Annotated in this window: 16 protein-coding genes; 11 read left to right on the top strand and 5 right to left on the bottom strand. The window is 39.0% G+C overall.

Translation table 11 applies throughout. The features are described 5' to 3' along the window. Positions 1–178: 178 nt before the first annotated feature. Positions 179–1,570, bottom strand: a complete 1,392-nt coding sequence (fumC, locus tag MKY76_RS09560) for a class II fumarate hydratase (protein ID WP_066037483.1) — start codon at positions 1,568–1,570, stop codon at positions 179–181. Between the two features lie 278 nt (positions 1,571–1,848). After that, the gene (locus tag MKY76_RS09565) at positions 1,849–2,064 is read right to left on the bottom strand and encodes a hypothetical protein (RefSeq protein WP_259948915.1); all 216 of its coding nucleotides are present in this window, start codon (positions 2,062–2,064) and stop codon (positions 1,849–1,851) included. A gap of 386 nt (positions 2,065–2,450) precedes the next feature. On the opposite strand from MKY76_RS09565, the gene MKY76_RS09570 reads away from it, so the two are divergent. The 3 genes from MKY76_RS09570 to MKY76_RS09580 all read left to right on the top strand — a co-directional run bounded on the left by MKY76_RS09570 (position 2,451) and on the right by MKY76_RS09580 (position 5,395). After that, a complete protein-coding gene (locus MKY76_RS09570; protein WP_342557715.1) occupies positions 2,451–3,008 on the top strand; it encodes a hypothetical protein in 558 nt (185 codons plus the stop codon). Between the two features lie 435 nt (positions 3,009–3,443). Then, on the top strand, positions 3,444–4,175 hold the full coding sequence (locus MKY76_RS09575) for an AAA family ATPase (RefSeq protein ID WP_048390527.1): 732 nt from the start codon (positions 3,444–3,446) through the stop codon (positions 4,173–4,175). Next, positions 4,172–5,395, top strand: coding sequence for a GNAT family N-acetyltransferase (locus MKY76_RS09580; RefSeq protein WP_342557716.1), 1,224 nt, complete (start codon positions 4,172–4,174; stop codon positions 5,393–5,395). Before MKY76_RS09575 ends, MKY76_RS09580 begins: the two co-directional genes overlap by 4 nt. A gap of 30 nt (positions 5,396–5,425) precedes the next feature. Here MKY76_RS09580 and MKY76_RS09585 read toward each other — a convergent pair whose 3' ends face one another. After that, the gene (locus MKY76_RS09585) at positions 5,426–6,808 is read right to left on the bottom strand and encodes a PLP-dependent aminotransferase family protein (RefSeq protein WP_066037486.1); all 1,383 of its coding nucleotides are present in this window, start codon (positions 6,806–6,808) and stop codon (positions 5,426–5,428) included. Between the two features lie 110 nt (positions 6,809–6,918). Between MKY76_RS09585 and MKY76_RS09590 the strand changes: the two genes are divergently transcribed. Continuing rightward, positions 6,919–7,359: a GNAT family N-acetyltransferase gene (locus MKY76_RS09590; RefSeq protein ID WP_066037487.1), complete on the top strand. Its 441-nt coding sequence runs from the start codon at positions 6,919–6,921 to the stop codon at positions 7,357–7,359. Positions 7,360–7,463: 104 nt separating this feature from the next. Here MKY76_RS09590 and MKY76_RS09595 read toward each other — a convergent pair whose 3' ends face one another. Continuing rightward, positions 7,464–8,156: a methyltransferase gene (locus tag MKY76_RS09595; protein WP_342557717.1), complete on the bottom strand. Its 693-nt coding sequence runs from the start codon at positions 8,154–8,156 to the stop codon at positions 7,464–7,466. A gap of 384 nt (positions 8,157–8,540) precedes the next feature. Between MKY76_RS09595 and MKY76_RS09600 the strand changes: the two genes are divergently transcribed. The 6 genes from MKY76_RS09600 to MKY76_RS09625 all read left to right on the top strand — a co-directional run bounded on the left by MKY76_RS09600 (position 8,541) and on the right by MKY76_RS09625 (position 11,792). Further along, the gene (locus MKY76_RS09600; protein ID WP_342557718.1) at positions 8,541–8,990 is read left to right on the top strand and encodes a CPBP family intramembrane glutamic endopeptidase; all 450 of its coding nucleotides are present in this window, start codon (positions 8,541–8,543) and stop codon (positions 8,988–8,990) included. A gap of 72 nt (positions 8,991–9,062) precedes the next feature. After that, entirely contained in the window at positions 9,063–9,248 is a 186-nt protein-coding gene (locus tag MKY76_RS09605; RefSeq protein WP_048390683.1) for a hypothetical protein, read from the top strand. Beyond that, positions 9,241–9,408, top strand: a complete 168-nt coding sequence (locus tag MKY76_RS09610) for a hypothetical protein (protein ID WP_016993359.1) — start codon at positions 9,241–9,243, stop codon at positions 9,406–9,408. Before MKY76_RS09605 ends, MKY76_RS09610 begins: the two co-directional genes overlap by 8 nt. Positions 9,409–9,416: 8 nt before the next feature. Continuing rightward, positions 9,417–10,049, top strand: coding sequence for a hypothetical protein (locus MKY76_RS09615; RefSeq protein ID WP_131519892.1), 633 nt, complete (start codon positions 9,417–9,419; stop codon positions 10,047–10,049). 81 nt (positions 10,050–10,130) lie between these two features. Next, positions 10,131–11,117, top strand: a complete 987-nt coding sequence (locus MKY76_RS09620; protein WP_259948936.1) for a YafY family protein — start codon at positions 10,131–10,133, stop codon at positions 11,115–11,117. A 45-nt stretch (positions 11,118–11,162) separates the two neighbouring features. After that, complete coding sequence (locus MKY76_RS09625; protein WP_259419062.1) at positions 11,163–11,792, top strand: type 1 glutamine amidotransferase family protein; 630 nt, start codon at positions 11,163–11,165, stop codon at positions 11,790–11,792. Between the two features lie 54 nt (positions 11,793–11,846). Here the strand turns inward: MKY76_RS09625 and MKY76_RS09630 are convergent, their stop codons facing one another. Further along, entirely contained in the window at positions 11,847–12,344 is a 498-nt protein-coding gene (locus MKY76_RS09630) for a hypothetical protein (RefSeq protein WP_066037492.1), read from the bottom strand. Positions 12,345–12,437: 93 nt separating this feature from the next. Here MKY76_RS09630 and MKY76_RS09635 point away from each other — a divergent pair, with 93 nt between their 5' ends. Then, a complete protein-coding gene (locus tag MKY76_RS09635) occupies positions 12,438–13,178 on the top strand; it encodes a sulfite exporter TauE/SafE family protein (protein ID WP_342557719.1) in 741 nt (246 codons plus the stop codon). Positions 13,179–13,183 lie beyond the last annotated feature (5 nt).

Here is a 13,183-nt window from a genome sequence, read left to right on the forward strand (position 1 = left end):
ATGAAGTGACTGCATAGGATAGATACAATTATTTTCATTAGGAAGCTATTTGGCATGGATTCGATAGTCTATCGAGATTCATGTCTTTTAATTTTGCTTCCATCCATGCTAAAAATATTTCTCATAAACAAAAAAAGATTGAAGCACATTAGCATCAATCTTTTTATGGTCGCTTTCATTATTTTACGTTGGGATAAATCATTGTTGCTGGGTCTACATATTCATCGAACTGTTCTTCTGTAAGTAAGCCACTTGCGATGGCTGCTGCCTTTAAGGTCGTACCTTCTTTGTGGGCCTGTTTTGCGATTTTTGCTGCGTTTTCATAGCCAATATATGGGTTTAACGCTGTTACAAGCATTAATGAATTTTGTAAATTATGATCGAGTACTTCTTTGTTTGGTTCAATGCCTACTGCACAATGGTCGTTAAATGATTTCATTGTATCCGCTAATAGGCGAGTTGATTGCAAGAAGTTGTAAATGATGACTGGTTTAAAGACGTTTAATTCAAAGTTACCTTGAGAAGCGGCGAAGGCAATTGTTGCGTCATTTCCAACTACTTGTGTGACAACCATTGTCATTGCTTCACTTTGGGTAGGGTTTACTTTACCTGGCATAATGGAAGAGCCTGGTTCGTTTTCTGGGATCGTAATTTCCCCAATACCTGAACGAGGGCCACTTGCTAGCCAGCGAACGTCATTGGCAATTTTCATTAAATCAGCCGCTAAAGCCTTTAATGCACCGTGTGCTACAACTGCTTCATCATGACTCGTTAGGGCATGGAATTTATTTGTAGCTGATGTAAATTGTTTGCCTGTTAGCTCACTAATTTCCTCAGCCACACGATCACCAAATTCAGGGTGAGCATTGATTCCTGTACCGACCGCTGTTCCACCAATTGCAAGCTCCTTCATATAGTCAATATTTTGGATAATCATATGCTCTGATTTTGAGAGCATGGCTGCCCAACCACTAATTTCTTGACCTAATGTGAGAGGTGTCGCGTCCTGTAAATGCGTACGACCAATTTTAATAATGTCCTTAAATTGAGCTGCTTTATCTTCCAAAGTTGCCTTTAGTAAACGTAGTCTTGGTAATAAATAATCTTCCACTTTTAAAACAGCCGCAATATGCAATGCTGTTGGGAATGTATCATTTGAGCTTTGTGATTTATTGACATCATCATTTGGATGAATACGGTCCGCTTCACCAGCATCCTCTAATAGTTGATTCGCACGGTGAGCAATGACTTCATTCACATTCATATTGGATTGTGTACCACTACCAGTTTGCCAAACCACAAGAGGAAATTGATCGTCCCATTGACCATTTAAAATTTCATCTGCAGCCTGCACGATGGCATTTGCTTTAATATCAGAAAGTTTGCCTAGTTTATTATTCGCAATCGCCGCACTTTTCTTTAGGATTGTCATAGCTTGCACAAGCTCGATTGGCATTTGTTCTGTACCAATTTGGAAATTTTCTTTACTGCGCTGTGTTTGCGCGCCCCAAATTTTATTAGCAGGTACTTTAATTTCACCCATAGTGTCTTTTTCAATACGATAATCCATGTCAAAACAGCTCCTTTAGTATGTAAAGTTCTCCTCATGTACAGATAAAAACGGATACTCTTAGTCTGATGTAAGAATATCCGTTTGATACATGCTTATTCAAAAAAGAGGGGGATTCTGAATGAAGCAATTTGGAGAAAGAAATAATCTATTGATAATGATAATTGTTATCAATTAAAAAGTCAACGGTTTTGCTTGAAGAAATTTAAAGTGAATGATTCGCAATCATTACCTATTTTATTCCCGAAAATTAAGGGAATAAACCATGTTTTAGTTGATTATCTCTTTTTCTTTCCAAGCTCTTTAAGAGGCTGCTTTTTAGGGATTTTTTCGAATAATATCTTCACATGAAAATTGTTGTCATCAACTTGAAGTACCTCCAACACCTTTGCCTTGCGCCCTTTAATGCGAATATCTTCATCCACAGTAGGTAGCTTGACGAGCAATTGACTTAAAACGGACGTCTTGTTTTCGTAGTAATGCGTCACAAACATCGCGATTCTCCTTCTGACTTTTGATTGTTACTCAATTTATGAGCGAAAGATAATAGTTAGAACTTTGGAGATGGTGAGCAAAGAATGAATGAAACCGTTCGAAAAGCCGTTAGAGGTGATCATAAAGAGAGGAAACCCGCTCATCGAGTTACTGAAGGTAATCATAAAATGAGAGAGCCAAGCACAGAGGAAAACTAGTAATTAGTTTCCTATAGAAGTTTATAACTTAGTGAGGGGAAAGAGGCGTAGAATCCCATACAATACTTAATAGTCATATTGTGGGTGAATGGAATAAATATATTTTACATTTCCGGTTGGTTAATTATGTTAATATCACGTTATATTAACATGATTAGATAGTAAAGAAAAGGAGGCGAGTAAGTAGAATGACAAATAATATCATTGAACAAGCAAAACGAGGGTTGGAGGGTTTTGCTATTGGGGGTTATCATACTAGCGGAAATTTTAGTAAGTATCGGGAGGATTACTATAAATATTTTGGAGATCCAGATGATGAAACAAGAAGATACGCTATAGCTGCATTTACTTGTATGCTGGGTACTTGGGAAACGGGTTCTCTTCAGATATTTCAGCCCATACAAGAGTGGGAGGAAAATAAAAAATGGAGCTCCAATCCATTAGACCAGAAGCGATTTTATCGTTTTAAAGATTATCTTTATGCACTGTTAGCACATCATGAGCAGATAGAGAAAGAATTCCCGTATATGTATGAAGATATTGTTTTATTTTTAATAAAAATAGAATTAAATCAAGGGGTCAGATATGAGGAATGGTTTCCAGAGCATAACCCGAATTTGTTTCAGCGATTAAGAGAAGAAATTTTAATACCTAAACAACATTTGGTAGATAAAAGAAGTCATCGGAAATTCTTATTAAAAGAAATAGGTATTGAACCTTTTTTCGAATCGGATCAATTTAGGTAATGAAAGTAATCCAAAAGTGGATGGAATCGCTCAGAAAGGGTTCCAAGGTGATCGAAAAGAGAGGCACCCCGCTTATTCAGCAAGCCACTGCGAAATAAAATTGCAATGGAAAACACTACTGCATGTTGCAGGGAAATCATTCACTTAATCAGTTAGAGAGGAGGTCAATGTCCACTTTTTTTATAAAAAAATCAAAAATATGACATGATACTACATGTAGGAATTGCAACTTTCGACATGTTTTTTATTTATTTCTCGGGAAATATCTCATAGCGAGTTGTGAAAATGGTAGGGACTTCGTCAGCTGTTTTAAGCTATTTATGTTGGGCTGGCTCGGGTGGATACATAAAAAGGTAACATTTCAATCAAACAGGTAGGTGGATTACGTTTCAGCTTGAGGGATGTTCGCTATAATAAGAGTAAGGAGGAAATGAAATGTATTTAAAGTCATGTAAGGTGTTACAGGATACGATTCCCAATAAACAGGAGTATCCTTTTAATATTCCAAGCTTGCAGGATTTGCATGAGCTAGAATTCCCGACAAATGTGACGTTCTTTGTTGGGGAAAATGGTTCGGGGAAATCAACATTACTGGAGGCGATTGCTGATCGTTGCGATTTCAATACGGCTGGTGGCGGTCGTCAAAATTTATATGAAGTACATAAGGCGGAATCTTCATTGGGGGAATATATCCGTTTGTCGTGGCTGCCGAAAATATCGAATGGGTTTTTTCTTCGATCAGAAACATTTTATCAATTTGCCAGTCATATTGATTTGTTAGAGCGCCATCCAAACAAATATGCTGCTTTTGGTGGGAAATCACTACACCATCAATCTCATGGTGAATCCTTTCTTGCGTTATTTATGAATCGTTTTAAGGGTAAAGCCATTTATTTATTGGATGAGCCTGAGGCGGCATTGTCACCAACGAGGCAGCTGAGCTTGCTGAAAATAATCAAGGACCTTGAGCATGAGGCACAATTTATTATTGCTACACACTCACCCATTTTGCTTGGCTATCCGAATGCAACGATTTATAGTTTTGATCAAGGAGAAATTGAATCCATTCGCTATGAGGATACCATTCATTATATTGTGACCAAACGTTTTTTAGATGCACCACAGTCGATATTAAGAGAGTTATTTGATGAGGAGAGGGAATCATGAATCAACGAAAAGGCTTAATCATGCGAGAAATTCGATTGGATGAAATGGCACAGTCCATTGATTTACTGAATTATGTCTTTCAAATGTCAATGTCCATTCACAAGGATCGTCGCTTTGTGAATGCTAAGAGTAGGCAATTTAATGAAGGGCATGCGATCGGGTGGTTTGATGGTTCACAGCTTGTATCGCAAATTTTAAGTTTGCCTTTTGAGGTGAATGTGCATGGCAAGATTTATGAAATGGGTGGCATCACAGCAGTTGGGACATACCCTGAATATTCGGGACATGGCTTAATGGAGAGTTTGATAATTGAAAGTCTGCAAAGTATGCGAAATGAAGGACATTATATATCCTATTTATTTCCATATTCTATCCCTTATTACCGCAAAAAGGGATGGGAAATTATGAGTGATATTGTGGAATTTCAAGTGAAGGATACACAGCTTCCGCATTATGCAGGGCTTAATGGGAAAATTCGCCGAGTTGATCCGAAGCATGAGGATGTGGTGGCTATCTACGCACGCTATGCGCAGAAAACGCATGGGGTAATGGTGCGCAATAGTATTGCCTGGAACGAGAAATTTCAGGAGGATTTCTGGGAGGAGAAATTTATAGATAGTGATGTGAACCTTCAGGCGGCGGTCTACTATGATGAAGAAGATGTGGCACAGGGCTACATGTTCTATCGTATTATGGAGGAAAATTATTACATTGATGAAATCGTCTATTTGCAGGAAGAGGCTCGTAAAGGTTTATGGAATTTCGTCTCGGCTCACAGCTCAATGGTCTACAATGTCTACGGGAAAACAACTGGTAATGAAGCGGTAGCCTTTCTATTAGAGGACAGTGAGATCATTCAAAAGGTATCGCCTTATTTCATGGCAAGAATCGTCGATGTCAAAGAATTTTTAATGCGCTATCCATTTATTGGTCAGAATTTCGAGCTTCAGCTAGCTGTCAGTGATCGCACTGTGGCGTGGAATAATGGCACCTACATCATCAAAATGAAAGATGGAAACCTTTCTGTGCAGAAGGTAAGTGAGACGTTGAACGCGAATGCTGTGCATTTAACAGTGCAAACACTGGCTACTATGCTGTTAGGCTACAAACGTCCAACCTATTTAGAACGAATTGAACGATTACAGGGACGTACAGAGGAAATTGCATTGCTCGAGGCGGTTTTACCAGTAGGTATCCCAACATTTATTGATTATTTTTAAGTGGTATGGTAAGAGCCATAACGTTGAAGGTTATGGCTGCCACGCCTCTTTTAACAGCTCGATGCCCAGCTTGATTTCTTCCAACGCTAATTTACTAAAGCCTAATTGCAGCATTGGTTCCTCATTTTTTTGATGGATAAAAAAGGGGCTTGTCGGATAAACCTTCACACCGTAAGTCGCCGCTCGTTGGATCAGCTGCTGCTCAGAAAGTGGAGACTTTATCTTCACTAATACATAGAGTCCTGATTGCTCGCCTAACACGGTTATTTGCTGACCAAAATGTCGTTGTAGCTCCTGTACAAGGTGCTGCATTTTTTGTTTATAGGTCAAACGCATTCGTTTAATATGGCGTGTCCATTCCCCCTGCGCCATAAATTGGGCCATTGTGCGTTGATGGAGGGACGAAGCATTTTGTTCAAAATGAGCAAAACGCTCTTTATAGGGCTGAACAAGTGCATTTGGTAGCACCATATAGCTTAAACGCACACCTGGTAAAAACGATTTGGAGAAGGTGCCGAGATAGATTACCCTTGATGAGTCGATGGAAGCAAGGGCAGGAAATGGCTGTTGTGTATAGCGAAACTCTCCATCATAATCATCCTCTAGAATATAACCATCGACTTGTTGAGCCCATTGTATTAAGGTCTGTCGCTGCTGAATAGACATGGACACACCGTATGGGAAATGATGTGACGGGGTGACATACATTAAGCGTGATTGACAGTTTTGGAGTATGTCAAGTTGAGCTCCTGTTTCCATTACAGGTAGTGGCTCTATTTCGAAGTGATGTAACTGGAAGGCTTCCCGTGCACCATCATAGCCAGGGTCTTCCAAAAGAATGCTTGGGAAAGATTCTTTTAGTAAAAATCCAAGATACAAGAGCATTTGCTGTGTGCTACTACCAATAACGATATTGTCGCTCGTTGTATAAACCCCTCTTGCTTGCAGTAAATATTGCACAAGCTGCTCCTTTAGCACTGATTCTCCAAACAGTTCTCCATATTCGTAACAGGTTGATTCCTGTAATACTTGATTGGCAATTTGGCGCCATGTTTTCATGGGAAAATGTTGCTGATCGACAGCCCCAGCGCGAAAATCTACAAGATAGGATGCAGCCTTCTTTTTTGGCTGTGTCATAGGGGACTGTTCCTGCTCCTTTAGAAAAACCTGCTCTAGTGCATTGACGAAATAGCCTTTTCGTCCCTCCCCACGTATGTATCCTTCTGCCACAAGCTGTTCATAAGCAGTTAATGTAGTATTACGACTGACCTGTAAAGTTTCTGCAAGTTTTCGTATGGAGGGCAGGGAATCATCTGTTTGAAGTGTACCTTGCATAATAAGTGCTTTAATTTGCTGGTACACTTGCTTATATTTTGCCTCTTTTTCTGTTAATAGAAAGATTAAATCGTCCATCAGGCACCACCTTGACATGTTAAAATGTTTGGAACTGTTTCTTTTGAAATGTCAGATTATTTACTACCATCATACTAGAAGGACAATCAAAAGGAAATGGAGATCAAAACATGAAAATTTGTATGGTGACACAGCAAACGATGGGAGACGTAGTCCCATTATTTAATGCCTATCGTGAATTTTATGGACAATCATCTGATTTACAGCAAGCTGAGCAGTTTATACAGGAGCGAGTAATGGGAGCAGAGTCTATTATTTTTCTGGCATATTTGGAGGAGGAGCCAGTTGGATTTGCACAATTGTTTCCAGTCTTTTCATCCGTCGCTATGAAACGAGCGTTTCTCTTAAATGATTTATTTGTGGCGAAACAAGCCAGAAAACAAGGTGTAGCACAGGCGTTGATGGAGCAATGCTATATCTATTGTCAGCAGGAAGATGCGCGTTACATGATGCTAGAAACTGCCAGAGATAATGTCCAAGCACAGAAGCTCTATGAAAAAATGGGCATGACGATTGATGAAACTGTTTATTATTACAGTATTTATTGGTAATTTTTTTCGATGTGATGAATGTTGGTTGAGAGCCCGCTCAATACCACTATAAATCTAAGTTTCAGCCCCCACCATTGATTGTGACTATGGTGGGGGCTTTGTGGTTAGGCGTGGCTCATCCATCCTGCGAAGAGACCTGATGAGAAAAAACGGGTAATGTTTTGAAAGCCCGCTTCACTTAATAGCTGTTGGATTTCTTGATCAGAGAGGAAGGAAATATTCATGATGCCCTTGCCCATGCTATCTACCTTTTCTTTTGTATAGCCGGCATCTAAAAAGTAGCTTTGCCATATTTTGATGCGATCTTGTAGCTCGTCACTTTCTCGTTCTCCGTAGGCACAAGCGAGGACAAAGGGCTTTCCAGGTTTTAATTGCTTGTGAATGTTTTGCAGTAAATGGAGTTTCTCCTGTCGATCTTCAATAAAATGAAGAACGAGGATACAGCTTGCCGCATCGAATTTCGGTGTTGATTGGGGTAAGCGCTCAATTGTTCCTTGTAGTAACTGAACGCGACTTTCAATATCCAGTTGTACGGCTTTATGTTGTGCGATTTGGAGCATTTCCTCAGATGGATCAACCCCAGTGAACATCCATTTAAGGTTTGTTGGTCCCCATGCAGAAAGCTCGTTACCCCCACCAGCTCCTACAACAAGCAGGGATGCTTCTTGTTCTCCTAAATGCATCCGGAAATAGGCTTGTGTCACGGCAAATAATGTGTCATAGGCAGGCACTGAAATTCTTGTGCTGTGCTCATATGTTCGTGCCTTTTCTAATAAATGTGTAGATAATGTACGCATTGTGATAGCCTCCAGTGTTTTATCATATCTATTACAGACCTTTAATATCTGTAATAGAGTATAAATGAAAATAACTGAAAAGACAAAGGAGAAGCCCTTTGACATCGTTTTTTTATTGTAAAACATTTAATAATTAACAATAAAGATAAATGATTTAATGTTTATCGTTAAATAACTATTGAAAAAAATGGCACTTTCTTCTATGCTTGTAGTAAACAGGAGGGGAAATAAGATGATGAATAGTTTAATCAGTGCCATTTTGCAAGTGATGTTATTTTCAGTGATTCCGTTTATTTGGTGGCTTTGTACAGCGAGAAAAAACAGCTCTTTTTAACGTGGATAGGATTGCAAAAGCCTATTATTGTGCACAAGGGAAGGTATGCTATGTACATTGTACTTTCTACTTTCACGATGTTAATACCGAGCTTTGCGCTAGTCTTTTTCTATATTGATCGCTCTTTGCTAGCGGCGAATCAATTCGCGGGACTTGGAGCTGCTGCCGTCATTCCAGCACTTTTCTACGCTATTATTCAAACAGGTTTATCAGAGGAGCTATTATTTCGCGGCTTTTTATTAAAGAGATTGATGAAGATTTTTGATTTTCAAGGAGCAAATCTGTTGCAAAGTATTGTTTTTGGCTGTGTTCATGGGGCCATGCTATGGTCGGTGCTTCCGCTTCATGTAATCTTATTAGTTGTGCTTACTACAGCGCTTGCTGGCTATGTGATGGGCTGGGTGAACGAACGAATTGCTGGAGGTTCCATTGTCACTAGCTGGAGTATCCATAGTATTGTAAATTTCATAGCGGCGTGCTTGTATATGTTTAAATTTTGACTTATTTGCATTTCTTTGCTGTCACTTGCATAATAGGGCAGAGAAGATTTTTTCGTGAAGGGACGTGCAAGCATGACAGAGTGGCCTAAGGGAGTAGCGAAACCAGCAATTCGCGCATTACATGCAGCGGGCTATACAGAATTGAAGCAGCTAGAAAGAGTTGAGCTTTCTACATTAGCTCATCTTCATGGGATGGGTCCAAAAGCTTTAGCAGCGATTGAGGCGGCACTAAAGGAAAGTAGGGAACTTCGTGAATAAGCTGACATTGTTTTTACTGGCGATGGTTGTCTATTATATCCTCGTTGTAGTCGTTATTAGCAAGCTGTTTATTATTCCTATTATGAAAGTGATGGCTCTTATCTTTTTTATAGGGGCAGGCTATATCTTTTCTCGTAAAATGCGTAGGAAATTACAGTAGGAGGTAATATGAAAATTGTTAAATTAACATTCTTTTATTTAGCTATTATTTTATTGGCATTGACGCTGTCCTTAGCGGGTGTTCGTCTATCCATCTCTCTTGGGATATTTGCATTAATTGCGGTAGGGATGATTTATCGCCATATACATATTTTATATCGCACAAACAATATGGAGCAGGTGGATAAATGGGTTAAAAATCACCGAAAAGAGCCTATATTTGCTGCTCTCTATGCATCAGCTTACGGGACAAAAGAGGAACAGATTCAGGCAATCGATGTCATCATCCATCATTATAAGCAGCCAGCCATTAAGTACAATTACCTCTTTATTAAGGCCATTATGGAGGAAAATCTTGGTGCTGCTAAAGTAGCCGCAAGACAAATTGATAAGGAGCCTTTAACTAGCTATGCACTATGCTATATTGCTGCGCTGGAAGGTCGAGCGGCCGATATGAGAAGTGATAAATTAACACAGCCGTGGATGCAACCTGCAATTGAAGCGGTCTATGCCTGTACAATAAAGGATCAGGCTAATTTCCGCCAATTCGCGGATGCCAGCATTCAACAAGCACGTGGCATACAGAAATACGGTTTAATACATAATTTTAAGCAAATGGAAGATGAATTGGTAAAGGCATAATGGAAGGGCTACTTGATAACAGTATCAGGTAGCCTGATTTTGTGTCAGAAATCATAAATTAATTCAATGAGGTGAAAATGTTTGTCTAAAATGGATCATATGATGCAGATTTTATGGATGTTGAATTCAGGTAGGAAAATTACCGCGAAAGAAATCGCTGAAAAATTAGAGATTAATATCAGATCCGTTTACCGCTATATTAACTCACTTTCTGCCAGTGGTGTGCCGATTATAGCTGAAACAGGTCATCATGGAGGATATACCCTGTTAAATAATTTTATTAAAAGTCCTCTTATTTTTGATGTTGATGAGAAAGCGGCATTACTTCATGCTTCTATTTTTGCAAAAGAAGCTGGCTATTTTTTAGATGAGGCATTAAACAGTGCAACAGCAAAGCTTACAATGTATTCAAATCAAGAGCAAGAAAAAATGATTCAACAGCATTTACAAGGTTTCGAGATAATCGGTCCTGATGAATCTTCCTTGGAGCCACTGTTAAAAAAATTAGAAGAGAGTATAGTAAAGGGAACATCTATAGAAATGGAATACCATACTAATAATGAAGAGCAATCTAAGTCTAGGGTGGTTAATCCATATGGTTTGGTTTATTGGAAACAAAACTGGTATGTCGTTGCATTTTGTCATGTAAGAAATGAAATCCGTACTTTTAAAGTAGGCCGAATTAGTAGTCTGCATCAAACAGGCATTCCCTTCCAACGACCACAATCTTTCTCTGCCAGCGATTTTTTTATGAAAAGCCTTTTTCCCCAAGCCGAAGATAAACAGAACCTTGTGCCCTTCATCATTTGTGGAAAGACAAGTGCTGTGGATGCAATCAGTCAGCATTGGTTTTTAAAGTATCACCTCCAAGAACGCACCAATAAGAACGCAATATTTTTAGTAGATGAGGAAGCACTACATACATATGTACCCTATTTACTTTTTCCCTATGGAAAATCAATCCAAGTAGTAGAACCCATAAGTCTAAAGCAAAAGATAATTGACGTTCTATATGAGCTCATCCATTTTTATGAAAATGAAAACTTTACTGACGGAGAATGTCAGTAAAGTTTTTTTATACTAAGCATAGTTTCAATAAAAGGAGTGTTTATTATGCAGACAAGAAAAGTGTATCTTTATGTATTTGATACGATGGCAGATTGGGAGATAGGGTATTTAATGGCCGAATTAAATACAGGTAGATATTTTAAAAAGGGGTTAGAGCCTTTAGAGGTGATGACAGTAGGGATTGATAGAAGTCCTGTTACGACGATGGGTGGCATCACCATACTTCCAACGATGGCCGTTGCTGAATGTCACTTGAATAGCATGGATGTCTTGATTCTCCCAGGAGGCAATACATGGCTAGAATCTATTCATGAGCCTATATTGAATGAAGTCTCAAAAGCGTTGAATGAAGATGTTTTCGTAGCTGCAATTTGTGGTGCAACATTTGGTCTTGCAAAGGTTGGTTTGCTTGATACAAGACAACATACGAGCAACGATCTCGAATACTTGAAGATGCTTTGTCCACATTATATTGGGGATGAACATTTTAAACAGAAGCCAGCCGTAACTGAAGGGAATTTAGTAACGGCATCTGGCATTGCACCTTTGGATTTTGCCTACCATGTTTTGAGGCTACTAGATGTTTTTACACCTGAAACATTACATGCTTGGTATAAGCTTTATGAGACGCAGGAGAAAAAATATTTTTATGAATTAATGACATCCATTGAATAATAATTAATCTAAGAAGAGCATGTTTATTGTTAAAACATGCTCTCTTTTTTTACATTAACTTTTTTTAGCCAACAAAATGCCTCGCACAATCCCTATCATGAAGATGCCAAATAACAGCAGTAAAAATAAGTAAGCATGCCATTGTTGTAAAATACGTTCACGACCTAGAGCTACCGTCAGGTCATTGAATAGGGAGTAGGTAAAATACAATAGAATACTATTTTTGATGAGACAAAACGTAAGGATGCCATTTTGTCGCTGTTTATGGGAGAGAGGTGCTTTATTTTTACGCATCACAGGATAAGCTGCCTTTATCTCTAAATAGTGTAAAAGTAGAAAGAGCATAAGAGCCACAAAGGGTAAATAAAAAATAGCAATTTTTGGACCGAATTGGGCATGTTCACTCGTGAAGCTTTGCAAGACAGGAATCATGGCAGGGAGCTTGCCGTATTGAATGAGTGTCGCTGTAATGCCAGCTAGAAAAATAGTCGCCACAATAACCGTTAACTGGTGACAAAAGCGTGGTGTAGGTGTTTTTTGTTGTATATGCATCCTTGCTCCTCATTTCCATCATCATTGATAATAACAATCTGTTATACTGTATCATAGAATGATTGCTTTTTGTGTTAGGGAAAGAAGGATATTATGGAATACTTGTTGTTTTTACTTATTGGCATCATTGGGAATGTCATTGGGACGTTAGTTGGGGGTGGTGGCTTAATTACCTTGCCAACGATGATGCTAATCGGTGTACCCGTCCATTCGGCTATTGGCGCAAATAAAGTGTCCAATATGGTGAGTGCTTTTTCAAGCTTTTATACAATTTATCAACGTAAGGAATTAGCATGGAACGAAATGCGTTCGGTGTTACTTGTCTCTTTAATCGGAGGTACATTGGGGGGACTTTTCGCTTCATTCATGAGTAGTCAATCATTAACGTTCATTGCTATTATTTTACTTGGCTTTGCGCTTGTCATGTCCTTTATGGGTGGAGCTGATTTTGGCGACAAGGAACGTTTTACGATGAATCGAAAAAACGGTCCTATCCTTCTTGGAGTTGGCTTTTATGACGGTATGTTTGGTCCGGGCAGTAGTACATTGGCGCTTTATACATATGCACATGAGAAGATTTCCTATATTAAAGCCGTGGGGCTATCACGGGTAGGGGTATTTGCAATGTGCTCAGGAGCAGCGATTACCTATATTGCTACAGGGAAAATCGAATGGCCGTTAACGCTTATTTTAATGATTGGCTCGACGATTGGTGCACAAATTGGGCTTGTGCTAGCCAGAAAAGTGAAAGCACATCAGGTAAAGCTTTTACTGCGTATTGTAACGATTGTGCTGATTATACAGCTTGTTTATGATTTCATCCATCAGCTTTAGGAGGT

Source organism: Lysinibacillus sp. FSL P4-0201 (assembly GCF_038593425.1).
GTDB lineage: Bacteria > Bacillota > Bacilli > Bacillales_A > Planococcaceae > Lysinibacillus > Lysinibacillus capsici.

Excerpts from the sequence above, each read along its gene's own strand:
- MKY76_RS09630 (WP_066037492.1), bottom strand. The coding sequence starts at position 12,344 with ATGCATATACAACAAAAAACACCTACACCACGCTTTTGTCACCAGTTA.
- MKY76_RS09565 (WP_259948915.1), bottom strand. The coding sequence starts at position 2,064 with ATGTTTGTGACGCATTACTACGAAAACAAGACGTCCGTTTTAAGTCAA.
- MKY76_RS09605 (WP_048390683.1), top strand. The coding sequence starts at position 9,063 with ATGACAGAGTGGCCTAAGGGAGTAGCGAAACCAGCAATTCGCGCATTA.
- MKY76_RS09600 (WP_342557718.1), top strand. The coding sequence starts at position 8,541 with ATGTACATTGTACTTTCTACTTTCACGATGTTAATACCGAGCTTTGCG.
- MKY76_RS09570 (WP_342557715.1), top strand. The coding sequence starts at position 2,451 with ATGACAAATAATATCATTGAACAAGCAAAACGAGGGTTGGAGGGTTTT.
- fumC (WP_066037483.1), bottom strand. The coding sequence starts at position 1,570 with ATGGATTATCGTATTGAAAAAGACACTATGGGTGAAATTAAAGTACCT.
- MKY76_RS09635 (WP_342557719.1), top strand. The coding sequence starts at position 12,438 with ATGGAATACTTGTTGTTTTTACTTATTGGCATCATTGGGAATGTCATT.
- MKY76_RS09595 (WP_342557717.1), bottom strand. The coding sequence starts at position 8,156 with ATGCGTACATTATCTACACATTTATTAGAAAAGGCACGAACATATGAG.
- MKY76_RS09615 (WP_131519892.1), top strand. The coding sequence starts at position 9,417 with ATGAAAATTGTTAAATTAACATTCTTTTATTTAGCTATTATTTTATTG.
- MKY76_RS09580 (WP_342557716.1), top strand. The coding sequence starts at position 4,172 with ATGAATCAACGAAAAGGCTTAATCATGCGAGAAATTCGATTGGATGAA.
- MKY76_RS09625 (WP_259419062.1), top strand. The coding sequence starts at position 11,163 with ATGCAGACAAGAAAAGTGTATCTTTATGTATTTGATACGATGGCAGAT.
- MKY76_RS09575 (WP_048390527.1), top strand. The coding sequence starts at position 3,444 with ATGTATTTAAAGTCATGTAAGGTGTTACAGGATACGATTCCCAATAAA.
- MKY76_RS09585 (WP_066037486.1), bottom strand. The coding sequence starts at position 6,808 with ATGGACGATTTAATCTTTCTATTAACAGAAAAAGAGGCAAAATATAAG.
- MKY76_RS09590 (WP_066037487.1), top strand. The coding sequence starts at position 6,919 with ATGAAAATTTGTATGGTGACACAGCAAACGATGGGAGACGTAGTCCCA.